This is a genomic window from Rufibacter immobilis, from assembly GCF_003721565.1.
Lineage (GTDB): Bacteria > Bacteroidota > Bacteroidia > Cytophagales > Hymenobacteraceae > Nibribacter > Nibribacter immobilis.
Window position 1 is genome coordinate 379,420 of sequence record NZ_RJJE01000001.1, and the last position, 23,216, is coordinate 402,635.

Consider the following 23,216-nt stretch of genomic DNA (forward strand, 5'->3'; position numbering starts at 1 on the left):
CTTATTGTTTTCTTGCGCTTAATTTATGCTTCACCATCTCTATGATAGGCGGTATTACTGAAAGCAAGATGATCCCGAAAATCACCAGGGAGAAGTTCTTTTTCACCGCCGGTATGTTTCCGAAGACAAAACCAGCCACCACAAAACCTACTACCCATAGTAGCCCGCCAATCACATTATATGACAGAAACTTACTGTACTTCATCGTTCCCACACCTGCCACAAAGGGGGCAAACGTACGGATGATGGGAATGAACCGGGCGAAGATGATGGTTTTTCCCCCATGCTTCTCATAGAACGCCTGAGTCTTAATAAGATACTCCCGCTTCAGGAACCGGTAATCCCTCCGGAACACTTTAGGACCGAAATGATTGCCTATCATGTAATTAAGCGTATCTCCCAAGAAGGCGGCTACAAACAGCAGCACCAACAGCAGCCATACATTAAGATCACCTTTGGCGGCAAAAGCACCCGCGGCAAACAAAAGGGAATCACCGGGCAGGAAGGGCATGACCACCACGCCTGTCTCCACAAAGATGATCAGGAACAGGATGATGTACGTCCAGGTACCATAATCTGTGATGATTTGGCTCAGGTGCTGGTCCAGGTGCAGGAATAGATCGATGAACTGACGGAGTAACTCCATGAAGGTGATGACGCTAAAGGTGGGTTAGATTAATTTATCTAACATTTCTTTGTCCAGGAAATGGGTAAAGGTATCGCCCCGCAGACCTAAACGAATGGTTTCCAGAGGCAGTACTTCATTAGGCGAAATGTTGCCTAAGTTTACATTGGCCCCCAATAATTTGATAAAGAAAACCTGTTGCGCTTTTTGGGGTGCTTCCCAGATAATCTTCTCAAAAGGAATTTTGGTCAGGATCTCTTCCACAAGACCGCTTCTCACTTCACCGGTAGACCGGAAAAGCCCCACATTACCCGCTTCCCTTGACTCACCAATCACTTTCCAAGCACCCGCATCCAGTTCTGCCTGCATGAGGCTGATCCACTTATACGGAGGAATGATTTTCTCGGCGTCTTTGGAACCTACCTCTGACAGCACGGTGGCCTGCTTGGCAAGCGTGCTGATGTACTGGCACTTCAGGTTGTGGTCCATTTCAATGGAACCATCAGAAACTTCGGCAAAATCAAGCTTGTATTTATCCAGCAGCTTTCTGTAGTCATCAAATTGGCCACGCACTATAAAAGCTTCAAACAATGTACCCCCGAAATAAACCGGAATACCAGCCTCCTGATATATCTGAATCTTTTTGTCTAGGTTTGGGGTCACAAAAGATGTGGCCCAACCTAGTTTCACAATGTCTACGTACTCTCCGGCTACTTCTACAAAATTCTCCGTTTCTCTTAGACTTAGGCCCTTGTCCATGGCCATGGTGAAACCGCTTTCTCTAGGTTTAGAAGTTCGTTGTGGAAGGTGGGAAAGTTCGTAGTTCATGGGTTACTGTTATTTACGATACTGGTCAATCAGGCGAGAGAGCGCCCGCTGAGACTCCAGTTCAGGAAAGAAGTCAAAGAGAAGCTTATGCTTATCGAAGTCCAAAATTAAGGCATTTTCCAGATAATTATATGCCTGCTTATATTTTCCTGCGGCTAAACTGTAGGCGCAGAGTCTATAATGCAACTCGGCCTCGTCGGGCTGAAGCTCTAACGCATTCACAAGCAAGTCTATGGCGCCCTCGTAGTTGCCCTGTTCATATAGAATAATAGACCAACTTAGCCAGATATCTTTGTTTTCGGGGGCAATGGCACTGGCTTGCTCATATGCTTCTACGCTGGAGATAATATTTCCCAACTGATATTCGGCAGCGGCCAAAGCCAACCAGTAATCGGCGTTATCAGCATAGAAAGAAATGGCTTTCCGGTAAAAATGCACCGCCTCCATCCATTTCCCTTGTAGATCTAGAATAATCCCTATGCCAAACCAAGCCTCATCCATCTCTGGAGATAGATCAATGGCTTTCTGATAATATTTATGCGCCAGATCCCACTGAGAGAGTTTTTCATAGCATTCGCCAATATTGCAGAGAATATCAGCATTAGGGTCTGTATGTTCTAAAGCACCTTGAAAAGCCTCAATGGCTTTAGAGAATTCACCTAAATAAACGTAGTTATTCGCCAAGTTTACGTAGGCAGGCGCTAAATCTGGTTGAACCAACGTGGCATACTCATAGGCACCAACCGCTTTTTCATAGTTCCCCAAGCGGCTATGCACCAAACCCAGGTTAAACCAGGCCATGGCAGAATAAGGATCTTCGTCTACAAACTCCTGAAAGAAGCTAATGACATCATCACCTTCACCAGTAATCTCCAGACAGTACAGGAGTTCTTGTAAGGCCAACTCATTCTCAATATTTACTTTGAGGCTTTTCTTATAATACTTCATGGCAGACTTGAATTTGCCCCAGCCTTGGTAAGAAAGTCCTATGTTAAAGTAAATATCATCCCGCACTTCAGACTGCTCCACGGCTTGCTTGAAACAGTCTATGGCCAAAGCGAAATCTCCTTTTTGGTTGAAGATAATGCCCTTGGTTAGAGCAATATCTTCATTCTCCGGTTCCATCTGAGCCACTTCCTCCACAATATTGAGGGCTTCATCAAAAGCACCCAGCATAGCAAGAACCTGCGCTTTGTCAATAAGTAATTCTGTGGAGAAAGGATATTGCAGGATGCCTGCATTACAAGCTTTTAGTGCTTGGCTGTAATTAAAATTATTAGCATAATAGTCTATGATACTCTCATAATCTGAGAGATCAAAGAAAACAGTGGTATTGGCATCTAACATCGCCTCGAACCGTTGAATCAGCTCTAGATCGTCGCTAGAATATTCTTCAAAATTATCTTTCATTTACAAGTAAATCACATGGTGGCCGTAAAGCCTTCAGTACACATCTCTCTCCTCGGCAGCTCTAACTTGCGGTCATTTCCGCTAATTGTGTACAGCTCCAACGAAGGGTCTCTTCCAACGGGCGGAACGTGAGGCCAGTTGCCCTAATTAGCTTTTCACTTGAATAAAAGTGTTCTTCTTTGGCAATACGGGCTGTTTCTTTTGTGATGAGAGGTTTACTATTCATTATCTTTCCCCTCACGCTTTCTAAACGCCACAGCACCTCTGCTACCCAAGACGGAACTTTTACAAAAGGTGGCTTTTTCCCCATTAATTGGGCAACGTCTCTAAAGAAGCGCTCATAGGTAATTTGATGCCCATTAATGATAAAACGTTCTCCCCAGTTATTTCCGTTCATTAAACGCACCATAGCTTCTACCACATCGCGTACATCTACGAAGTTAGCATACCCATGCGTATAGAAGGCACGTTCATCAGAAACATATTTGAAGAGTTGGGTGCTACTACGTGTTTGGTCGCCTGGTCCTAGAATAACAGAAGGATTGACAATAACGGCTTTCAGTCCTTCAGAGATACCCCTCCAAACCTCTACCTCTGCATAATGTTTGGAAAATGCATAAACAGACTTTTCTGCCATGGGATCCCACTTTACATTTTCCTGGATGACTTTATCACCTCTTTTGCGATTAATCGCAGCAATTGAACTCACATGGCAAAGGCGTACACTTGGGTGATCTAAGCAAGCGTCTACTACATTTGCGGTTCCTTCTAAATTGATTTGTTGAAGCAGGGCCGCATCCTGAGGGGCGTAAGAAACAAATCCCGCACAATGGTATACTTCCTCCACCTCCTTCACCAGCGACCTCAGTAGTACTACATCCAGAATATCTCCCGCTATCCACTGAAGATTCTCATGGCTAAGCTCTGAAACTGTATTCCTGAAAATAGCGGTAACCTTACACCCCTCCTGCAACAAACGCTGTAACAAGAAATGGCCTAAGAGGCCACTACCACCGGTAACTAATACATGTTTCAAGAAGAGATGTAGATGAAGTTTAAAGCGTAGAATTGAGAAGCGGCAATTTTATTGCCGCTTTAAATAATGGTTCACTCATCACTCGTTCAAGCACTCTAATGTGCTTCATGGAATGAGTATCTGTCCCCAAAAATTCAACCGACTTTCTCTGTATAAGCAACCGAGCCATGTCCTTAGCAGGCTTTGAATAATACCCTGCTATTGAGTTGAGGTTAATCTGAAACAGAATACCTGTTTCCCTTAAAGAAAGAAGAGCTTCGGGCCTACCGTAAAAGTAAGTATACCGCTCTGGATGCGCCAATACTGGCGTATAGCCCGCTGCTTGTATCTCAAAAATAATTTGGCGTAAATGAGCTGGCTCATTCATGTAAGAAGTCTCGATCAGCAGAAATTTACGTTCGCCCCCAAAAGTCAGTAGCTCCTCCCCCTTTTCCAACTTAGAAACAAACCATTCATCCAAGTAATATTCTGCCGCGCAAGATAGCTCAACAGGGAGACCGTGTGCTTTGATCGCCTCCTCTAACTGCTGTAATTTCTCTCTTATACAAACAGGAGTGTTCTTAAAAAAGTCTCCCATGATATGGGGAGTCATACAGAGTTTTCTGAAACCTAAAGTATGTAAGGCTTCTACCAACTGTATGGAATCCTCAAGAGTAGCAGCCCCATCATCCAGCCCGGGTAACAGATGCGAATGCATATCTGCTCCTAAAGCTGCATAAGAAGAGACATGGTTAGGTTCGCTTCTGCACCAGAGTTTCTTGAGACTACCCCACATATAGGTTATTTGAATAGAGATTTCATTCTACTTCCTAATGTGGGCTTTTCCTCCTCATCGTAATATCCTTGGCCATAACCGTAGCCATAACCGTAGCCATAACCGTAGCCATAACCGTACATATTCATGCTATTTACATCATTCAAAACAGCAGCCATATTAGACAATTGATTTGTCCGCATGATTTTATCAATTCCTCTTAAGAACGCTTTCTTAGAATAATTAGCTCTTACAATGTAAAGAGGAATATCTGCTTTCCGCATGATTAACACACCATCAGTAACCAAGCCAACTGGCGGGCTGTCTACCAGAATCAAATCAAAAGTCTGATGCAATTCCTGAAGAACCTCATCAAAGCGGCTACCCATAATCAACTCAGATGGATTTGGTGGAGTAGGTCCCGCTGATATGAAATTCAAATCTGTGATAGAAGTCTGTTGAATACATTCTTCTACAGAATGCTTGTCTATCAGGATAGTACTCATACCCTTACTGTTGTCACCGTCCAGGGCTAAGTGTACTTTAGGTTTCCTCATATCTAAATCCAGCACAACCACCTTCAAGCCTGACATAGCGATGATACCACCTAAATTCACTGCCACGAACGTCTTACCTTCCCCACTGATAGTAGAAGTAATAGAAACAATCCGTTTCCTCTTGGAGGAGCTCATGAACTCTAGGTTCGTCCGTATAGATCGGATTGATTCACTTAATGCCGATTTTGGATTCTGGTTAACCACAAGCTTAGAGAAAGGCATCTTCTGCTTATCATAAGAAGGCACCACTCCCAAAACTGGAATAGAAGTATTACGCTCCAATTCACGCACATTGGTGACCGTATCATGCATCAAGTAACGCGTAGCGATCAAGCCTAAACCTAAGAATAAACCTCCAGCAATACCTATTGCATAGATCATGATAGGGTTTGGCGATATAGGATTTCCCTCATTAGGTAAGCTTGCTGGAGACAGTATTTGAAAATCCGGGGTGGTACCAGCCATCGCTATTCCATACTCAACCCTTTTATTCAAAATTTGGGTAAAGAAACCAGCATATAATCCAGATAGACGCTCCAATCTAGCCCGCTCCGTTTCTTGGGAAGGAGCTTGCAACATCTTGCCGGTTAGTTCTCCCTGAGTTCTATCAATATTCTCAATCTGCGCCTGTACTAGTGCCTTATTACTATTGATGATGGCATTTAACCTTCCTTGTGTGAATTTTAGCTGTTCTTCCCGCAAATTATCGGCAGCCGTATTACCTCTGCTTGTCATTCTTGCAGTTCTTGACCTTGCCTGCAACTGACTCAGCTCTGTGAGCAGTTCTGATAACTGAGGATCTTGATTGGGCTGCCCTTGGAGACCTGCCACAATCAACCCTAGGTCCTCATCCTGCTGCATCTTTGATTGTATAGTATTATAAAGCGTAAGCAGAAAACGTTGCTCTAACTTTTTCTGCTCTAACTCCCTATATTCAGTTATAGCCTCTTGAAAGCTTGATCTGATATCATACGATTTATTCTGCCTTACAAAGCTTTCTATTTCGTCTTCTACCTTTTTAAGGCTATTTTCTGTCTCTTTTAACTGCTCTGTTAGGAAATTCAACGTTTGTCTACTGGCCTGATTACTTCTTTCAAGTTTGTGCTGTAGATAAACGGTATCTATGTTATTAACAATATCACGTGCTTTATACCTGTTAAAATCCTTAAATGAAATCTGTATGGTTTTGGATTCAGGATTTAAGATTGCCGTTGAAAGATTTTCATCTATGTATCTTTTCAGGCGTTGGCTACTATGAACAATAAAATAGTAGGTCTCACCTACTTTAGCACTTGAAAAGGATGATGTAGTAGTGATGGTGATATTATTGCCAGAGATATTTACTGGTTGACCAACAGTAGCAACGAGACGTTCGCCTTCTTCCCCTACATAAACTTCGTATCTGCTTGGCGAACTGAAAGCGATGAATATCTGCTGATCAAATAAATCAAACGCAGAGGTATCATAGTTAACGGCAAAGGGGCTGTCTTTATAGAGTTCTGCATCCAACACACGAGCGTCCACGTGATAGCTGACTTGTAAAGGCATAGTCTTTTTAAGCCTTTCATAAACTATATCAGACTTTATGAGGTCGACCTCCCCCTGTAATTTACCAGCTCCAGCCTCTATAGGAAGCCCATTGCTTTCTAATCCCAAGACACCTGCCTCAGATTGCTCGTCCAATTTTATGGTTGAGGAAGACTCGTATACTTTCTTTGTATATCTCAGGTAAAGATAAGCGCCAGCACCACCTAAGAGAATGAGTAACACAACCCACAGAATGCTTCTTTTAACTACATCTAAAAGAGTAACGAAATCAATACTAGCACCACCGTCTTCCTCTTCTCCTTCATCACTTCCTAAACGATGATCCAGTTCATCCAAATCATTGGCTGCCTTTACACTCATGAACGTATTTAAACTAATTAACTATATTTCTAATAACTACATAAGAGGTAAGCACATTCGTAACAGCCCCTAGCACAGTCAAAACATCACGAAGAGACTCATTAAACACCCGCCTAACAGGCTCAACGTAGACTACATCATTAGGCTGCACTCTTAGGTTCGCTTTCTGCAAACCAGCTACTGTAGACAGATCTATGACTTGAACAATTGGCTTCGCCGTTGAAATATCTCTGATCAATCTTATATTTTGGGCTTTCCCATTGTCAGGCATCCCCCCCGCTAATGCCAACACCTCCACCAGATTCATGTTTTCATGCGCCAACGGTACTACCGTACCACCAGTAGCTCCTAGCACTACCACTCTTCTGCTAACTACCTGAGAATAAACATAGGTATCTCTGTAATAAGTTTCAAACTTGCTTTGGAACATGCTATCTGCCTGGGCCACGGTATACCCTTGGACATACACAAACCCAATCATGGGCACCTTAACTTCTCCTGAAGGAAGAATAGTATAATCCTGTCGCTCTTGCTGTTGCCCTATCTGTTGATTACCTCTATTTGCACTGCTTCCACCTGCTGTCTGCAATAATTCCTGTCTAAGAAAATTATTAGGGTCAACTAGTATCTCTCCTTTATTAGTATAAATACGAATCTGCAAGATATCATTAGGTTGAAGCTTATAGTTGCGCCCAGCTTCAGCCATGGAACTTCTCAGCAACTCTGTATTGAGTTCGCTTTCGGTTCTGAACATCACATTCTGCCTATAAACACTACAGGAACTCAACCAAACTAACACAGCAAAGAGAGAGAGCTTTGCGATGGGCTTCCACATGATTTTCTGGAACATCTTTTTAATCATCTAGAGATGGGCTTGTTTTTAATTAATAACTGACGCACAGTTAAAGCCAATTACAAAGTAAGGCAAAAGTAACGGGTACGCCAAACGGTAAGATTACCTTTAGACGCCTTATCTCTTAACCTTTGGTAGTTGAAACTGCAAAAAACAACTAACATACGTTAGTATGATTACGTATTGTTCGCTAACTTTATAGGACATATCACACCCCTCCCTATGCAATTAAGCTATAACGAGAATCAACAAATGATTGCGGACATGGTCCGTGATTTTGGAGCAAAGTCCATTAAACCTGACATGATGAAATGGGATGAGTCTCAGGAGTTCCCCGTTCAGGTGTTCAAACAATTGGGCGAACTCGGATTAATGGGCGTTTTGGTCCCTCAGGAATACGGAGGCTCTGGTTTCGGGTACCCAGAATATGTTACAGCAATTGCAGAACTAGCAAAAATTGATGGATCAATTGGCTTATCCATGGCTGCGCATAATTCTCTCTGCACTGGCCATATCTTGCAGTTTGGCAATGAAGAACAAAAGAAGAAATGGCTCCCTAAACTTGCTAGTGCCGAATGGATTGGCGCTTGGGGACTTACTGAGCCCAATACGGGATCTGACGCCGGCAATATGCGTACTGTTGCGGTAAGAGACGGAGACTATTGGGTATTGAATGGAGCCAAAAACTTTATTACCCACGGCAAGTCCGGCAATATAGCCGTAGTGATTGCCCGCACCGGTGAAGTTGGAGATTCCCATGCCATGACCGCATTTGTGATAGAAAAGCCAACCGAAGGATTCTACGCGGGCCGCAAAGAAGACAAATTGGGCATGCGGGCCTCAGAGACTACCGAACTTATCTTTGAGGACTGCCGCGTTCCTCATGAGAACATTTTGGGAGAGGTAGGCGAAGGATTCATCCAAGCTATGAAAGTTTTGGACGGGGGCAGAATTTCTATTGCGGCTCTGAGCTTAGGGATAGCCCAAGGTGCCTATGAAGCCGCCCTTGCTTATTCAAAAGAGCGCCACCAATTCAATAAACCTATCTCCCAGTTCCAAGGCATTGCTTTCAAGCTAGCCGACATGGCCACCGAGATTGAGGCAGCCGCTTTACTTACCTACAGGGCCGCGGCCATGAAGAGCCGGGGCGAAAATGTTAACAAAGAATCTGCCATGGCTAAATTATATGCTTCTGAAGTAAGTGTGCGGGTGGCTAATGAAGCAGTGCAAATCTTTGGTGGGTATGGCTATACCAAAGACTATCCTGCTGAGAAGTATTACCGTGATGCTAAGTTATGCACCATTGGTGAAGGTACTTCTGAAATTCAGAAACTTGTTATTTCCAGAGCTGTTTTAAAATAATTGGGAATCAGGTATTGACTGTGAGGATATTTGTAAATATCTTTGCACTCCTTAAAACAGTTGACTTTAAAAGCAATCAATTATATGATCATCATTAACGTAAAGGATAACGAGTCTGTAGACAAAGCCCTGAAGAGATTCAAAAAGAAATTTGAGAGAACTGGCGTGTTGAAACAACTGCGTGCAAGAACTTTCTTCCAGAAGCCTTCTGTAACAAAGAGAAAGCAGAAAGAAAGAGCTATTTACAAGCAACAGCTGTTCGCGAACGACAACTACTAGTCGTTACTCCTAGATTTTACGTGGTAATTCCATAAATTAGTGGGTACCGCTCTCAAGCGGCTACTTATTAATTTATGGAATTATTTTTTAAGTACCTCCAGTACGAAAAGCGCTTCAGCCCGCACACCATTACCTCTTACCAAACGGATCTACATCAGTTCCAGGAGTATTTGCAGGAGGTGTATCAGTTGGAAGACCTAAAGGTCGCAGATCATGCTATCATCCGCTCGTGGGTAGTCACGCTGGTTCAGAAAGAATTAGACAGCCGTACCATCCACCGTAAAATTGCTTCTTTACGGTCTTATTACCGTTTCTTAGTGCAGCGCGGGCTATTGGAAACCAATCCAACCCTCCGCATAAAAGCCCCCAAGCTAGCCAAGAAGCTTCCCGCCTTTATTCCTGAAGATGCGTTCACCCAACTGCTTGACCAAAGTGAATTCACTACCGATTTCAAGGGCCAACGAGAAAGGCTTATCTTAGAGTTGCTGTATGGAACAGGTATGCGTCTGGCAGAACTCACCACTCTACAGTTAGAGGACATCAACTTAGCGGCCAGCACCTTAAAAGTGCTGGGCAAAGGGAACAAAGAACGGATTCTACCCCTGAATGCCTCCTTGATCAATGCCCTCTCCCACTACCTGCAACTGCGCAGTGCTACTTTTCCCAATAACAATTCTTCTTTTCTCTTCGTTACGGATAAAGAGGCCCCACTCTACCCCAAGTATGTGTACAGGGTGGTAAAAAAGTACATCAGCACGGTGTCTACCGCTAACAAAAATAGCCCGCACGTGCTACGTCACTCTTTTGCTACGCACTTACTCAACAGAGGGGCAGATTTGGGTGCCATCAAGGATTTGCTGGGCCACGCCAGTTTGGCGGCAACGCAAGTCTATACGCATAATTCGATTGAGAAACTCAAAGCTATTTTTGAGAAAGCTCATCCCAAAGCTTAATTCGTATCACCCTAAAGAAGTAAACTATGAAACTGCAAATCCGATCTGTACACTTTACCGCAGACCAAAGCCTGTTAGACTTCCTGCAGAAGAAAATTGACAAGCTGGACACATTCTTTGACCGCATTGTAAGTGGCGAAGTGGTATTGCGTGTACAAAAACCTGAGTCACATGACAACAAACTGGTGGAGCTGAAACTCTTTGTGCCTGGTGCAACCCTGTTCTGCAAAGAAGAAGCCGGTACCTTTGAGACAGCTACTGATAAAGCCATAGAAGACATGAAGAAGCAGCTGATCAGATACAAAGACAAACTGACCACGCACTAAGCGCTAGTCTATATAAATAAAAAGAGCCCCGTTTAGGGGCTCTTTTCGTAAAAACAGGCGCTAAACGCAAACTCCCTATAAAGAGAAAGCAGCCTTGATTTTATCTACGTAATCTAGTTTCTCCCAAGTGAAGGTTTCAAACTCACGTACCTCTGTGGCACCGTTTACCAGATACTCCACTTTCTTCACGCTAGACTCACGGCCCATGTGTCCGTAGGCGGCGGTTTCAGAGAAAATAGGGTTCTGCAACCCGAAACGCTTCACAATATCATACGGGCGCATCTCAAACAGCTCATTCACTTTGTTCGCAATCTCGCCATCTGTCATGGTTTCTCCGTTCGCGCCTTTCACTTTGGTGGTACCGTAAGTAGTCACGTACAGACCTACTGGCTCAGCTACTCCAATCGCATACGCCACCTGTACCAATACTTGGTCTGCCACCCCGGCGGCTACCAGGTTTTTGGCAATATGGCGGGCCGCATACGCCGCAGAACGGTCTACTTTTGAGGAATCTTTTCCAGAGAAAGCACCTCCGCCGTGGGCTCCTTTCCCGCCGAACGTGTCAACAATGATCTTACGGCCGGTTAAGCCAGTATCTCCGTGCGGACCGCCAATCACGAATTTACCGGTTGGGTTAATGTGGTAGGTAATGTCTCCGGCGAATAAGTCTGCAGTACGCTGCGGCAATTTGCTTTTCACGCGCGGGAGCAGAATATTGAGTACGTCTTCCTTGATTTTAGCCACCATCTTCTCCTCGGCCTGCTTAGAAGCTGCCCGATCATTGGCATCAGATGCCTCAAACTCATCATGCTGGGTAGAGATCACAATGGTGTCAATCTTCTCCGGCACGTGGTTGTCTGAGTAGCGAATGGTTACCTGTGACTTGGCATCCGGGCGCAGGTACGTCATTTCTTTTTCTTCCTTCCGGATGGCGGCTAGTTCTTTCAGCAGCAGGTGCGAGATCTCCAGCGCCAACGGCATATAGCTGTCCGTTTCATTGGTGGCATAGCCGAACATCATGCCCTGGTCACCAGCTCCCTGATCTTCTGGGTTCTCGCGCTCCACACCTTGGTTAATGTCACCGGACTGCTCATGGATGGCAGAAATCACCCCACAGGCCTCAGCGTCAAACTTATATTCTGACTTGGTGTAGCCAATGCGGCGGATTACCTCGCGGGCCACCTTCTGCACGTCTACGTACGCAGATGATTTCACCTCGCCACTCAGCACCACCAAGCCGGTAGTTACCAATGTTTCACACGCCACCTTAGACTGAGGATCTTGCTTCAGGAACTCGTCTAACAGGGCGTCAGAGATTTGATCGGCTACTTTATCCGGATGTCCTTCCGATACCGACTCAGATGTAAAAAGATAAGGCATTATCTACTGTTTTATTACAACGACAAGGCGGTACCGCAGGTGGTCCGCAAGAGACAAAATTAGTCTAATTGAGGGAGATGTGAAAGCATGCGGGGCAAATCAAATTTAGGGGCAGCCGTTTCTTGCTTTCTTCCTAAGAAATAGACTGCTTTCTACTTTTGGTTCAATTCTGGAAAAACGGCTGCTAAACGCATTTACTTTATGCAATGGCGCCCAATACCGCTCCTGTACCTGCCCAGAAACTTTTTCCCCACCTGCCCGTTTCAGAAGCATCTTACAATAATTATTCAGTCCATTCATCCAACTATGAAAAAATACATTTATACGCTTGTCTTGAGTGTTTTCACGTTCACTCATTCGTTTGCACAATCTTCTTCTCCTTATAAAACTTCTTTCAAGGTTGATGCCCCTGTTACGGTAGCAGGCATGGGCTTAAGTGGCCTGGGGCTGTACCTCATGCAGCAGAAAGACCCTTTCACTGACATAGAAGCAGAAAACCTTAACAGGAATGATGTCAATGGCTTTGACCGGTTCTCTGCCGGAAACCATAGCAAGAGTGCTAAGAAAGCTAGTGATATGGTTTTGTACAGCTCCTTGGCAGCTCCGGCATTATTGCTTTTTGACAAAGATATCAGCCAGAATGGCGGTCAGTTGCTCGCACTTTATGTAGAAACCATGTCTATTACAGGTACGCTTTTCACCTTGGGTTCGGCGGCTTTTCCTAGGGCAAGACCATTAACTTATAGTAAAAATCGCAATGAAGTTCCTTTGAGTGAGCTGACAAGAGCCAATGCACAGAACTCTTTCTTTGCCGGGCATACGGCTGCGGTGTCTACTATCTCGTTCTTCACCGCCAAGGTGTTCCATGACTACAACCCAGATTCACCGGCGCGTCCGTTTGTGTGGGCCGGGGCCGCCATTGTGCCTGCAGCAGTAGGTTATCTGCGCTTAGAGGCTGGTAAACACTTCTTGAGCGACAACTTGATAGGGTATGGCGTTGGGGCAGCCGTGGGTATTTTGGTACCGCAGCTGCACAAGAAAAGCAATGCCAGCGGCCTCTCTATTACACCTAGTGTGATTCCGGTATTGGGCCAGAACCTGGATGGGGTATCGCTTCGGTATAAGTTCTGATGAAATCGCTCTTTGCAAAGTATTGGGCAGTTTTAGGCTTGTTTTGGGTAGGTGCGGTAGTGTCTCCGCCAGTACAGGCACAAGACACGCCACGTCTTTACCACACAGACTTGCTGCGCGACGGGCTTATCACGGCAGGCGGAGTGACCATGGCCGTAACAGGTTCTGTACTTCTGAGCAACAAGACGCCGTTGACAATAACAGATCTTGCCTCCTTTGACAAAAGCCAAGTGAACAAGTTTGACCGTTGGGCGGCCGGAAACTTCAGCCAGAAAGCCAAAGATGCCAGTGATGTCTTCTTCTATACCTCGTACGGCCTGCCGTTGCTTTTCCTGGCAGACCAAAAAGCGGTCCCGCATGCGAAGGACATCTATTTTATGTATGCCGAAACCATTTCTCTGGCTGGAGGAATTTATGCTCTTACCGCTGGTTTAACCAACCGGAAGCGGCCAAATGTGTATGCCACTCAGGCGCCTTTGGAGGAACGCTTGCACAAGTATGCAAAGAACTCCTTCTTTGCCGGACATACCGCCGCAACCGCCAGCGTCACGTTCTTTACGGCCAAAGTTTTCCATGACCTTCACCCAAATTCGCCCTGGCGCCCCGTGGTATGGGGAGCGGCCGCGGCTTTCCCGGCTACGGTAGGGTATCTCCGCCTGCGGGCCGGAAAACATTTCTTGAGCGACAACATCATTGGCTACGCCCTAGGAGCCAGCATAGGGATTCTGGTGCCAGAACTGCATAAAAGGAGCCAAGAAACCAGTTGGAGCTTGGTTCCTGCCTCTGAACAGGCCGCTGGCGAACCATTACAGGGCATTTCCTTCACGAAACGTTTTTAACCTAATTTTGAAAAAAGAGGCTCTAAACAGGACCGCCAGCTATAGGTAGCTGGCGGTCCTGTTTAGAGCCTCTTTGGCTTTGGCTTTCACTCTGCCGCGTTCTGCGTTTAGGGCCTCTTTTTGGAAAAAGAGGCCCTAAACGCAGAACGGGTTACTTTTCTTCAGGCCCTTTTGATCATTATCTCCGGAGATTGGTTTCAAAGAGTTTGAGAATACGCTTGTACTCATCGGTCCAACTGGAAGGTTCTACAAAGCCATGATCCTCTACCGGGTAAACGGCCAGTTCCCAATTGTCTTTCCCTAACTCTATCAACCGCTGACTCAACCGCACAATATCCTGAAAGTGGACGTTGGTATCTACCATGCCGTGGCACATGAGCAAAGCTCCTTTCAAGCCTTCAGCATAATATATAGGTGAGCTTCGGACGTAGGCCAAACTGTCTGCCTGGGGCTCATTCAAGATGTTGGAGGTATAGCCATGGTTGTAATGAGCCCAGTCTGTGACGGAACGTAATGCGGCCCCGGCGGCAAATACATCTGGTTGGGTGAACATGGCCATTAGGGTAATAAAACCGCCGTAAGACCCACCGTAAATCCCGATGCGTTTTGGATCAACGCCATGTTTCTCCACCAAGAAGTTGGCTCCGTCTACGTGATCGCTCAGGTCTTTTCCGCCCATGTGCCGGTAAATACCCGTACGCCAATCTCTACCATACCCTGCGCTCCCCCGGTAATCAATATCTAAGACGGTGTACCCCTTGTCTACCAAAAGATTATGGAACATGAATTCTCTGAAGTAAGAGCTCCACCACTTATGGGCATTCTGCAAATATCCGGCTCCGTGCACAAAAATCACGGCAGGCCCCGCTCCAGTCGCATTGGCCGGTTTATACAAGCGAGCGTGCACATCGGCCCCGTCCGTCGCTTTGAAGGTGATCACCTCCGGGTCTCGCCACGGGTAACTATTGAATTCCGATGTGGTTGAATGCGTGATCTGTGTGGGTTTGGCCCCGGGCTTATTGTCCATGAGGTAGAGTTCCCAAGGCTTATTTGTGTACGAGTACCGAACGGCCAGTTTCTTCTCATCTGGCGACATGGTTACTTCATGGCCTCCCGTCATATGGGTAATCTGTTCCATCTTACCCCCATTCAAAAGCATACGGTAGAAATGCTGCTCCCCGGGGTGCACCTGATTGGTAGTGAGGTACCAGTACTTTTTATCCTGAGCCATTTGCACGCTCTGCACCTCAAACGTACCGCTGGTTAGCGCAGTTTTCTTTCCGGTAGAAGCGTTAACCGTATACAAGTGCGCATATCCGCTTTCCTCTGACACAAACCAGACGCTCTCATTGTCTGGCATCCAACCTATTTCACCGGGGCCATACCCGTTGATCCAAGCTTCGTCATGCTGTCGGGCCAATTCTTTTAAGGCACGAGTGCCCGGATCAAAAGCCAAAATCCAGCGGTCTTTGTTATCCTGTGATCTTGCTACCAACACGGCCTTTTTACCATCTCCTGAGTAATACGGGCCAAACATTATCACTTTTCTAGCTTCTGCCGTAGAACGTCCTGCCTCCGCAGTAGCTTGCCCGCTTATGCGTTGATAGCCTGGTTTGTCTTGTATGCCTGAAAGTTCTTTGAAAGAGATGGTATAGGTGGTGTCTAGCTGTGTATCATATACCCCCATTTCATAAGTAGCCTGCACTGCCCCCACCTTGGTTCTGGTAGGAATGTCTTCTGTGTAGCCAGAAGCTGTCACATAATTAGGCACCTGCGCCACTTTACTGTTCGCTGGCCGGGCGACCAACCGGTACGTGATGAACCTCCCGTTGGGACTCAGTACTATATTGTCTACTGATTTATCCTCTGTATAAATTTCTTTGGGCTTGCTCTTGGCATTCTCCTTCTGCACCAGTCGCTGCTGTTTCCGCTCTTCTTCTCTTTTTTGAACAATTACCAGCAGCTCACGCTGTTGTTCCCGCAGAAATAATTCCTGCTTATCTTTGATTAGATCTGGATCGGCAGGCTTTCGTCCTTTCCTGAAATCTGTCAATTGCCGAGTTTGGCCATTGCCAACATTCCAGGCATATAGGTTACCGTCTTTCAAGTAAGTTACTTCCTGCTCATCAAACGTAAAGCTGGGAGAAGATTCACGTTCAACCGTCTTGGTAAGTTGCTTCAGTTTTCCAGACTTCACCTCCACCAGAAACAGGTCCCCTCCCCTTTCATACAGTCTATGGGTTCTCTTCTGGTTATACACCCCGCCCGGAGTAAGTAATTTTTTACGAGCTGCCGCTGCTACCTTGGTAGGCTTGCCCCCATTTGCCGCTACAGAGTAGAGTGAATCTTTCCTCCCTCTCTCTGGGTTCCACTGGAAATACACCTGCTTGCTGTCATCTGACCAGTAAATATTGCTAGGCGAGGATCCAATCCACTGTGCAGGATCCCGCATTATTTTCTCTACCGTAAGGGTAGGGCTGGTTTGGGCGTGACAAACAGCGAATGAGCAAACCAAATAAAAAAGAAGCACACAAGTAACTACATATTTCATAGATCACATTATAATTAGAACAATTTCTTATAAATGGCAGTCTTTTATTAACTACCAATAAAAAAGTCCTAGTAATCTAGGACTTTTTTATTGGTAGTTAATAAAAGACTGCCATGCGGAACTCCAGCGCAGAGGGTTCGGGCGGTTCAACCAGAAAGCAGAGAATCTAGAGGCCAAACCCTACAAACTAGTGTTTACTGGCGATGTTTAGTCCTTTGTTGTGCGGCACATATGCTGGCCTTTCTACGCCTGCACGCAGAGGACAGGCGAGATACTGGCCCTGAACTAGAATATCGAAGTCTACACTCAGCCATAAGCTATACAAACAGTTGCAGCCGCTCGACATCAATTAGACATGCACTGATGATGGCTTGCTTTCAGCAAAAGGTTGCCACTGGAAAACCATCTAATTGGAAACATCTACACCAGAAACGTAAAGGGGTAAACCTGTACCTCTACAAGGAACAGAAGATTAGTCAGAATATAGCCTGTCTTTCCAAAAAGGAACAAAACCGATACTCTGTCACAAGGCTAATATCCTACTACAGAAATTAGTATACGTCATAGACCACACACAACGTAATAAAAGCCTTTAGTATAAAGATCAAAAAAGGGCTGCAAATACAGCCCTTTTTTGATCTTTATACTAAGGTCTTGGCCCAGTATATTCCCACTTCTCTTTTAAATAAAGAGTATTAACTCCATTTACAGTCATTATATAACTTACTTCTAAGGTTTTTTGATCTGCAGAAACTATTGTCATTTTATTTAACCCTGTAGGATCTAGCTTAGCATCTCTATTACTTGAATTGGGAACTGGGAAATAATTAGTTACAGAAGTTACATTATCAGTATTCAAGTCAAAGTTAAATACTGGGCTAAAGTTTCCATATAGACTTCCAGCCCCATTATTAAAGAAGCTGATACCTTGAGTCCCTCCGTTTAAAGCAGGGTCGAACAATTCATTTGAATCTGCATCTACTGTCCTTAAGTGCCTAGTACGAGGCGAGTTAGCAGTATGAAGAGGAGCCGTCACATTATTAAAAACAAGGTTAGTCACCCTATAAACACCATCATATTTATTCTTAGCATTAAGTGGCAAAATGGCTGTTTTAAAATTTGTGCTGACAGTACCAGAACTTGCACTAGAAATTGAAATAGCTAATGCATAGGTAAGAGCAGGGTTAAATAAATAAGGCTTCACTTTTACAGGAAGAGAAGCAGTTCGCTCTCCTTTAGGAATAGTTATTGTTGCTGATGGAATAGAGTACATTGATTCTGGCAAAAGAACAAACTTAGAACCAGTTTTGGTATTATGTTCAGTTAAAGCAGAAGGATCATTCATGATAGTTACCGTGATATCCTCTGGCGCAACGTTGGGGCCTCCATAATTAATAAGTACAGGAATTTCTTCTTCTGCTCCTTGAATGATAGGAAACGAGAATGCATACATAGGAAATATGGTACCCGTAGGAAATGTTGCACCTTTATTACCAACATACTTTATCTCAATTATATTTTGAGATTTACTTGCATCGAAAACAGGATCCTCATCAAGGCAAGAACTAAGGCTTGCCATAGCAACGAAGGCTGTTAATAAACTTAATATCTTCTTCATACTATTGAGCTTTTTTTAGTTGACGTCCCAGAAAATTGGAGTATTGAATACAAAGTTAGGTCCTGTAGAAGGGACGTTCGCAGAGTTCAACTGATATTCTGTGTTAGGGTAAAGCAGTCTTTTAGGTAATCTATCCGGACTAGTTGCTTGAGACACAGTAGAAACAAAAGTTGAGCTAGATGAGACAGAAGGGTAACCTGTTCTTCTAAATTCACTCCAAGCCTCATGACCATGTATAAAATTGAGTGCAATATATTTTTGAGTAATTATAGTTTCAATTTTATTAGTCGAAGCCTCAAAATCTACAAGTTGGTTCTCTTTGTTTGCAGCTAAGTAGGCATCTGCATCAGCAATTGGGTCTTTACCTGCAAGAACAGCATTATTAGCACCTTTGTAAAGATAGCGGAACGAACTGATTACCCCTTGTCTATATGCTGTTGCTGCCGTTCCAGTCAGTAGCCCTCGTTGCATTGCCTCTGCCTGTAAAAAGTAACTTTCAGCTGCAAGTACAATAGGCATACCCATAGTACGGCCTTTGAATAAGCCAACAGTATCTAATGCATTCAATCCTGTCCCTCTACCAATGTACCAAGCAATTGTGTTTGCGGGTGCTGTAGGAACACTACCCTCTTGATTGCCTAAACGATTATTAGGTGTACTAGGAAATGAGCGATATATAGTAGCTCCTCTCACCGGATCTGATATTCTGCTTCCATTATACATAGTTAAAGCATACGAACCAGGAATGTATTGACGACCACCGGAAGCAGCAGCACCAGAAGTGGAACTATGGTAGGTACCCCAATAAGGATTTTGATTTGCAGTTGTGTAACCAGGGTTAATCAAGGCATCATCTGTTAAGAAAACAGGAGAGGCACCGAAAGTAGCAAATCTTTCATTAACAAAAGAAGTCAAAGAAGAAACTCCTGAAATACGGATGAGCATTCTAAGCTTAACAGTATTCGCAAATTGCTTCCACCTCTCCATATTTCCACCAAACATTACATCTGTAGTCCCTGGGTTAGTTGCAGTAGGAGAATTATTTATAATGTACACAGCTGAATCTAATTGCACAATCAAGTCTTTATATATATCTGCTGCATTGTCGTATTGAGGAGAAATATTACCATCTCCTATCAAAGAATTTGTATAGGGCAAATCACCATATTGGTCTACAAGCATCTGAAAATTATGCGATTTCATAATTTTAGCAATAGCATAAAATCTTGCTAGTGCTGGATCATTTTTCGTATTATCAATTACATACTGGTAATCGTTAAGATTATCATACATTCCTGTCCAAAGTCCTGTATTGTCAGTAGTGCTATAGTTATACGTAATATACGCACCAGAAAAGCCGAAGCCTCCCGCATTGGCTGCATACCCTACTACTCCTGATCCGTAATTATTATAGGTTACCATTAAGGATGCGGTAGTAGTTAAAGCACCAGGTAATATAAGCTGAGGAGTAGTAGAAGTTGCTGAATTTGGATTTTCATTCACGTCAAGGAAGTCATTACATGACACTGTCATTAAAGTCCAAATACTTAGAGCAAGTAATCTGAATATTTTCTTCATTTAAGTTTTCTCTTTTAATTAAAAAGTTACAGCAACTGTTGCACCGTAGTATCTTGTTGGAGGTGTTTGTCCCAATGTAGTTATACCGATTGCATTTGTATCTGATAAATTATAATCTGGATCAGTAAATTTATTTGATCTAGGTGTCCATAAGAATAGATTTCTGCCCTGCAAAGCGATGGTAGCACCTTTTACAAACCCTGTTCTTGCCAGCAGTGCTCTTGGAACTTCATAAGAAATGGATGCCTCTCTTAATTTCCAGTAATCTCCTTTAGTAGTGTAGTTAGTTGCAACATTCCTATTAAAATTGTTACTCGCCCAGAAATCAGAACCTCCATCTCTTACTGTTATGCTGGTATTTGCCACGTATTGCCCTGTTTCTTCATCGAAGAAGGAAGAATTAGGAAATATAAAGCGGTCACGGTTATACACAGCGGTTGCAGCAGAAGATCCAGAAAAGTCTAAACTAGAACTGCTGTTATGATATCTATAGAAATTACCTCTGTATTCAAATAAAGTAGTTAGCCTAAAATTCTTGTATCTAACTTCTGCGTCAACACCCATTCTATGCAAAGGTTCTGTATGCCCTAAATAAACTTGTGTATTATTTATTGAAGGATAACCAGTAATTCTATCAACAACTACTCTTCCTTGATCATCTCTTATGTAATCATTTCCTAGCAAAGCTGGGAATCTGTTTCCCACAATTGCATATACTTGAGCAGCTCCCCCTGTTGACAATTGAAGACGTTCTTGGTCACTAGAAATTGAAACCACTTTACTATCATTGAAGGTATAATTTGTGCCAACAGTTACTGTCCAATCTGCACCCCTGATAGGTGTTACAGCTACTCTTGCTTCTACACCTTTGTTGGTTACTTCGCCTGTATTTGTTAGAAAGCTTGTATATCCTGTAGTTGAGGAAATACCAGTAGATACTGTTTGGTCTACTGTACTGCTGGCATAATAAGTACCACTAGCAGTAATCAAACCATCTTTCAAAGTAACGTCAAAACCTGCTTCGTATGCAGTAGTCATCTCAGGCTTCAGGTTTGAAGACACAATTGAATTATTTATAGTATATGCTGCTAAGCTACCATATGGGAAGCCTGGAGCCACTCCAAAGGTAGGATTTAACTGATAAGCCCCAAAGGTACCACCAAGGTTTACCTGTCCTACTTTAGATATACCTCCACGCACCTTCAATTCATCAATCCATTCGCTCTCACTTAAGAATGGAATAGCTTCACTTGCCATGAATGAAATATCTGCCGCAGGGTAGAAGAATGATCTGTTTTCAGGTGCCAAGATAGATACCCAGTCATTACGACCTGTTAAGTGCAAAAACAGATAGTCTTTATATCCTAAAGTTAAATCACCAAACAGGCCAATCTGACGTGCTGTATAATTGGCCTCAGAAGCTGCCCTAGTATTTAAGCGGCTGTTACTCACATTGTACAAGTCTGGAATAACTAAACCTCCAGAAGTACCTACGCTCAAAGATTTTGAATAATTGGTACGAATGCTATGCCCAAGGATAAAACGAACATTGAAATCAGGAGTAACGTTTTTATTAAATTGAGCTAAGAAATCACCATTCAGCTGATTTGTAGTAGTATTTCCATCAGTAACACCTCCCGTAACATCATACTTGCTAGCTGAAATTGACTTTGTATAGTCAGTTAGTGTAAATACACCAGTAGTTGATTTAGTTGTTACATTTCTATTAGAAATACCTACACGATATGTAAAATCTAACCAATCCAGAGGGGCATATTTAATTTCCGTGCTGGCAACCAAGTATATATTCCTTGAATTTTGTCTATTATTATCAATCAAGAAATATGGGTTATCGTAATACTCATTGTAATACCCATTAGGGTTAGCAAACTTGTTATTCTGCCAATCCTTATACTGCAAAAGAGGAATATGTGCAGGCGTCTGTAGCAACGCATCATAGATAGCAGAAGTCTGTGATGTTATATCATACAAGTTACTGGTGTAATTTGTATTGAATGCCAAACTAACTTTGTTACCCAAATCATGAGTCCCATTTACTCTGACACTCTCCCGGTTGTATTGATCTTTATAAGTAGTGCCTTTATTCTTCAACCGTTGTGCTGACACATAAAAAGTAGTACGTCCGTTTTCTGACCCTGAAGACAAAGACACATCTGTTTGATTTTGCACACCTGTTTCCCAGAAATCATATTTGTCATCTCTAGCTGTGTATGGAACAGTTTGAATAGAACCATCTTCCAGAGGTTTACCTATCTGAACCATTGAGCCATCAAATCTTGGCCCATACTGCTGGTTCTCATATGGAACGTAAGTCAAAAAGCCTGTTGCAAATCCAGAACCAAACTCATTTTGTAAAGCAGGATGAAAACTTACTTGCTCTAAAGTGGTTGTATGCGCCACCCTTATGGAAGACTGACCTTTTTTACCTTTTTTAGTAAAAAGGAGGATCGCACCATTAGAAGCACTTGAACCATAAAGTGCCGCCGCATTAGCACCATTTAACACTTGGACTGTCTCAATATCTTCTGGGTTTAGATTACCTAGCACTTCATTGGGAACAATCACATTATCCAGTACTATCAACGCTTGGTTATTACCAGTCAAAGAACGGTTACCTCTTAATACAATACGAACGTTAGGGTTTACACCGCTACTAACAGCATTTATTTGCAGACCTGCAACCTTTCCCGTTAATCCAACAGCAACATTTTGAGCCCTACCTTGCGTCAACTCCTCGCTCTTCACAATGGTTGTATTATAACCTTGCTCTTTAACCTGCCTCTCAATACCCCCAGCACCTACTACTACTACTTCACTTAGTGCCTTAGAATCTGTAGCAAGACGAACATTGATTGATGTTTGGGTACCAATAGCAATTTCTTGGTTAGTGTAACCGATAAAAGAAAACACCAAGGCACCTCCAGAACTCGGCACATTGATAGAATAACTCCCATCAATTCCGGTTGGGGAGGCTGTACTGGTTCCTTTGAGCTGAACAGTCACCCCAGGCATTCCCTCTCCTGTTGTGGCATCCGTCACTCTTCCTGACACAGTTCGACTCTGAGCCCACGCCTGTGTCAGAAGCGTCAGCATCAGGACGAAGCTGAAAAGTAAATTTTTCTTCATGTGTTTTTTGGTTTGTTTGTAGAGTTAGAATATAGTTTATAATCAAATATATCACTTATAACCACATTAACAAATCATTAA

General features: G+C 43.7%; 18 protein-coding genes. 6 read left to right on the forward strand and 12 right to left on the reverse strand.

The window, feature by feature from the left end; all coding sequences use genetic code 11:
* Position 1: 1 nt before the first annotated feature.
* From EFA69_RS01665 to EFA69_RS01695, 7 genes are all read right to left on the reverse strand, one after another.
* Positions 2–646 carry a DedA family protein gene (locus EFA69_RS01665; RefSeq protein WP_123131342.1) on the reverse strand — a complete coding sequence of 215 codons (645 nt, stop codon included), beginning with the start codon at positions 644–646 and terminating at the stop codon, positions 2–4.
* Between the two features lie 24 nt (positions 647–670).
* A complete protein-coding gene (locus EFA69_RS01670) occupies positions 671–1,453 on the reverse strand; it encodes a phosphosulfolactate synthase (RefSeq protein WP_123131343.1) in 783 nt (260 codons plus the stop codon).
* Positions 1,454–1,462: 9 nt separating this feature from the next.
* Positions 1,463–2,863: a tetratricopeptide repeat protein gene (locus tag EFA69_RS01675; protein WP_123131344.1), complete on the reverse strand. Its 1,401-nt coding sequence runs from the start codon at positions 2,861–2,863 to the stop codon at positions 1,463–1,465.
* Between the two features lie 61 nt (positions 2,864–2,924).
* Positions 2,925–3,899, reverse strand: coding sequence for an NAD-dependent epimerase/dehydratase family protein (locus EFA69_RS01680; RefSeq protein ID WP_123131345.1), 975 nt, complete (start codon positions 3,897–3,899; stop codon positions 2,925–2,927).
* 19 nt (positions 3,900–3,918) lie between these two features.
* Positions 3,919–4,674 (reverse strand): tyrosine-protein phosphatase, encoded by a 756-nt coding sequence (locus EFA69_RS01685; protein ID WP_123131346.1) that lies wholly within the window; start codon positions 4,672–4,674, stop codon positions 3,919–3,921.
* Positions 4,675–4,679: 5 nt separating this feature from the next.
* Positions 4,680–7,118 (reverse strand): polysaccharide biosynthesis tyrosine autokinase, encoded by a 2,439-nt coding sequence (locus EFA69_RS01690; RefSeq protein WP_123131347.1) that lies wholly within the window; start codon positions 7,116–7,118, stop codon positions 4,680–4,682.
* Positions 7,119–7,131: 13 nt separating this feature from the next.
* Positions 7,132–7,980: a polysaccharide biosynthesis/export family protein gene (locus tag EFA69_RS01695; protein WP_123131348.1), complete on the reverse strand. Its 849-nt coding sequence runs from the start codon at positions 7,978–7,980 to the stop codon at positions 7,132–7,134.
* A gap of 213 nt (positions 7,981–8,193) precedes the next feature.
* Between EFA69_RS01695 and EFA69_RS01700 the strand changes: the two genes are divergently transcribed.
* The 4 genes from EFA69_RS01700 (at position 8,194) to hpf (ending at position 10,891) form a co-directional block, all read left to right on the forward strand.
* Complete coding sequence (locus tag EFA69_RS01700) at positions 8,194–9,333, forward strand: acyl-CoA dehydrogenase (RefSeq protein ID WP_123131489.1); 1,140 nt, start codon at positions 8,194–8,196, stop codon at positions 9,331–9,333.
* Between the two features lie 84 nt (positions 9,334–9,417).
* On the forward strand, positions 9,418–9,612 hold the full coding sequence (rpsU, locus tag EFA69_RS01705; RefSeq protein WP_123131349.1) for a 30S ribosomal protein S21: 195 nt from the start codon (positions 9,418–9,420) through the stop codon (positions 9,610–9,612).
* A gap of 74 nt (positions 9,613–9,686) precedes the next feature.
* Positions 9,687–10,565: a tyrosine-type recombinase/integrase gene (locus EFA69_RS01710; protein WP_123131350.1), complete on the forward strand. Its 879-nt coding sequence runs from the start codon at positions 9,687–9,689 to the stop codon at positions 10,563–10,565.
* A 26-nt stretch (positions 10,566–10,591) separates the two neighbouring features.
* Entirely contained in the window at positions 10,592–10,891 is a 300-nt protein-coding gene (hpf, locus tag EFA69_RS01715; RefSeq protein WP_123131351.1) for a ribosome hibernation-promoting factor, HPF/YfiA family, read from the forward strand.
* 75 nt (positions 10,892–10,966) lie between these two features.
* Here hpf and metK read toward each other — a convergent pair whose 3' ends face one another.
* A complete protein-coding gene (metK, locus tag EFA69_RS01720; protein ID WP_123131352.1) occupies positions 10,967–12,271 on the reverse strand; it encodes a methionine adenosyltransferase in 1,305 nt (434 codons plus the stop codon).
* Between the two features lie 306 nt (positions 12,272–12,577).
* On the opposite strand from metK, the gene EFA69_RS01725 reads away from it, so the two are divergent.
* Positions 12,578–13,402 (forward strand): phosphatase PAP2 family protein, encoded by an 825-nt coding sequence (locus EFA69_RS01725; protein WP_123131353.1) that lies wholly within the window; start codon positions 12,578–12,580, stop codon positions 13,400–13,402.
* Positions 13,402–14,241, forward strand: a complete 840-nt coding sequence (locus EFA69_RS01730; protein ID WP_123131354.1) for a phosphatase PAP2 family protein — start codon at positions 13,402–13,404, stop codon at positions 14,239–14,241. The genes EFA69_RS01725 and EFA69_RS01730 overlap by 1 nt, the downstream gene beginning before the upstream one ends.
* Before the next feature lie 178 nt (positions 14,242–14,419).
* Here EFA69_RS01730 and EFA69_RS01735 read toward each other — a convergent pair whose 3' ends face one another.
* From EFA69_RS01735 to EFA69_RS01750, 4 genes are all read right to left on the reverse strand, one after another.
* Positions 14,420–16,792 carry a prolyl oligopeptidase family serine peptidase gene (locus tag EFA69_RS01735; RefSeq protein ID WP_123131355.1) on the reverse strand — a complete coding sequence of 791 codons (2,373 nt, stop codon included), beginning with the start codon at positions 16,790–16,792 and terminating at the stop codon, positions 14,420–14,422.
* Between the two features lie 646 nt (positions 16,793–17,438).
* On the reverse strand, positions 17,439–18,410 hold the full coding sequence (locus EFA69_RS01740; RefSeq protein WP_123131356.1) for a DUF1735 domain-containing protein: 972 nt from the start codon (positions 18,408–18,410) through the stop codon (positions 17,439–17,441).
* 15 nt (positions 18,411–18,425) lie between these two features.
* Positions 18,426–19,988 carry a SusD/RagB family nutrient-binding outer membrane lipoprotein gene (locus tag EFA69_RS01745; RefSeq protein WP_123131357.1) on the reverse strand — a complete coding sequence of 521 codons (1,563 nt, stop codon included), beginning with the start codon at positions 19,986–19,988 and terminating at the stop codon, positions 18,426–18,428.
* Between the two features lie 18 nt (positions 19,989–20,006).
* Positions 20,007–23,135, reverse strand: coding sequence for a SusC/RagA family TonB-linked outer membrane protein (locus tag EFA69_RS01750; protein WP_245964465.1), 3,129 nt, complete (start codon positions 23,133–23,135; stop codon positions 20,007–20,009).
* Positions 23,136–23,216: the final 81 nt, after the last annotated feature.

What these genes read in the sequence shown, in the direction of transcription:
- EFA69_RS01740 (WP_123131356.1), bottom strand. Translation starts at nt 18,410, where the DNA reads ATGAAGAAGATATTAAGTTTATTAACAGCCTTCGTTGCTATGGCAAGC.
- EFA69_RS01745 (WP_123131357.1), bottom strand. Translation starts at nt 19,988, where the DNA reads ATGAAGAAAATATTCAGATTACTTGCTCTAAGTATTTGGACTTTAATG.
- EFA69_RS01710 (WP_123131350.1), top strand. Translation starts at nt 9,687, where the DNA reads ATGGAATTATTTTTTAAGTACCTCCAGTACGAAAAGCGCTTCAGCCCG.
- EFA69_RS01730 (WP_123131354.1), top strand. Translation starts at nt 13,402, where the DNA reads ATGAAATCGCTCTTTGCAAAGTATTGGGCAGTTTTAGGCTTGTTTTGG.
- EFA69_RS01670 (WP_123131343.1), bottom strand. Translation starts at nt 1,453, where the DNA reads ATGAACTACGAACTTTCCCACCTTCCACAACGAACTTCTAAACCTAGA.
- EFA69_RS01675 (WP_123131344.1), bottom strand. Translation starts at nt 2,863, where the DNA reads ATGAAAGATAATTTTGAAGAATATTCTAGCGACGATCTAGAGCTGATT.
- EFA69_RS01690 (WP_123131347.1), bottom strand. Translation starts at nt 7,118, where the DNA reads ATGAGTGTAAAGGCAGCCAATGATTTGGATGAACTGGATCATCGTTTA.
- hpf (WP_123131351.1), top strand. Translation starts at nt 10,592, where the DNA reads ATGAAACTGCAAATCCGATCTGTACACTTTACCGCAGACCAAAGCCTG.
- EFA69_RS01695 (WP_123131348.1), bottom strand. Translation starts at nt 7,980, where the DNA reads ATGATTAAAAAGATGTTCCAGAAAATCATGTGGAAGCCCATCGCAAAG.
- EFA69_RS01750 (WP_245964465.1), bottom strand. Translation starts at nt 23,135, where the DNA reads ATGAAGAAAAATTTACTTTTCAGCTTCGTCCTGATGCTGACGCTTCTG.
- EFA69_RS01685 (WP_123131346.1), bottom strand. Translation starts at nt 4,674, where the DNA reads ATGTGGGGTAGTCTCAAGAAACTCTGGTGCAGAAGCGAACCTAACCAT.
- metK (WP_123131352.1), bottom strand. Translation starts at nt 12,271, where the DNA reads ATGCCTTATCTTTTTACATCTGAGTCGGTATCGGAAGGACATCCGGAT.
- EFA69_RS01665 (WP_123131342.1), bottom strand. Translation starts at nt 646, where the DNA reads ATGGAGTTACTCCGTCAGTTCATCGATCTATTCCTGCACCTGGACCAG.
- rpsU (WP_123131349.1), top strand. Translation starts at nt 9,418, where the DNA reads ATGATCATCATTAACGTAAAGGATAACGAGTCTGTAGACAAAGCCCTG.
- EFA69_RS01725 (WP_123131353.1), top strand. Translation starts at nt 12,578, where the DNA reads ATGAAAAAATACATTTATACGCTTGTCTTGAGTGTTTTCACGTTCACT.
- EFA69_RS01735 (WP_123131355.1), bottom strand. Translation starts at nt 16,792, where the DNA reads ATGAAATATGTAGTTACTTGTGTGCTTCTTTTTTATTTGGTTTGCTCA.
- EFA69_RS01700 (WP_123131489.1), top strand. Translation starts at nt 8,194, where the DNA reads ATGCAATTAAGCTATAACGAGAATCAACAAATGATTGCGGACATGGTC.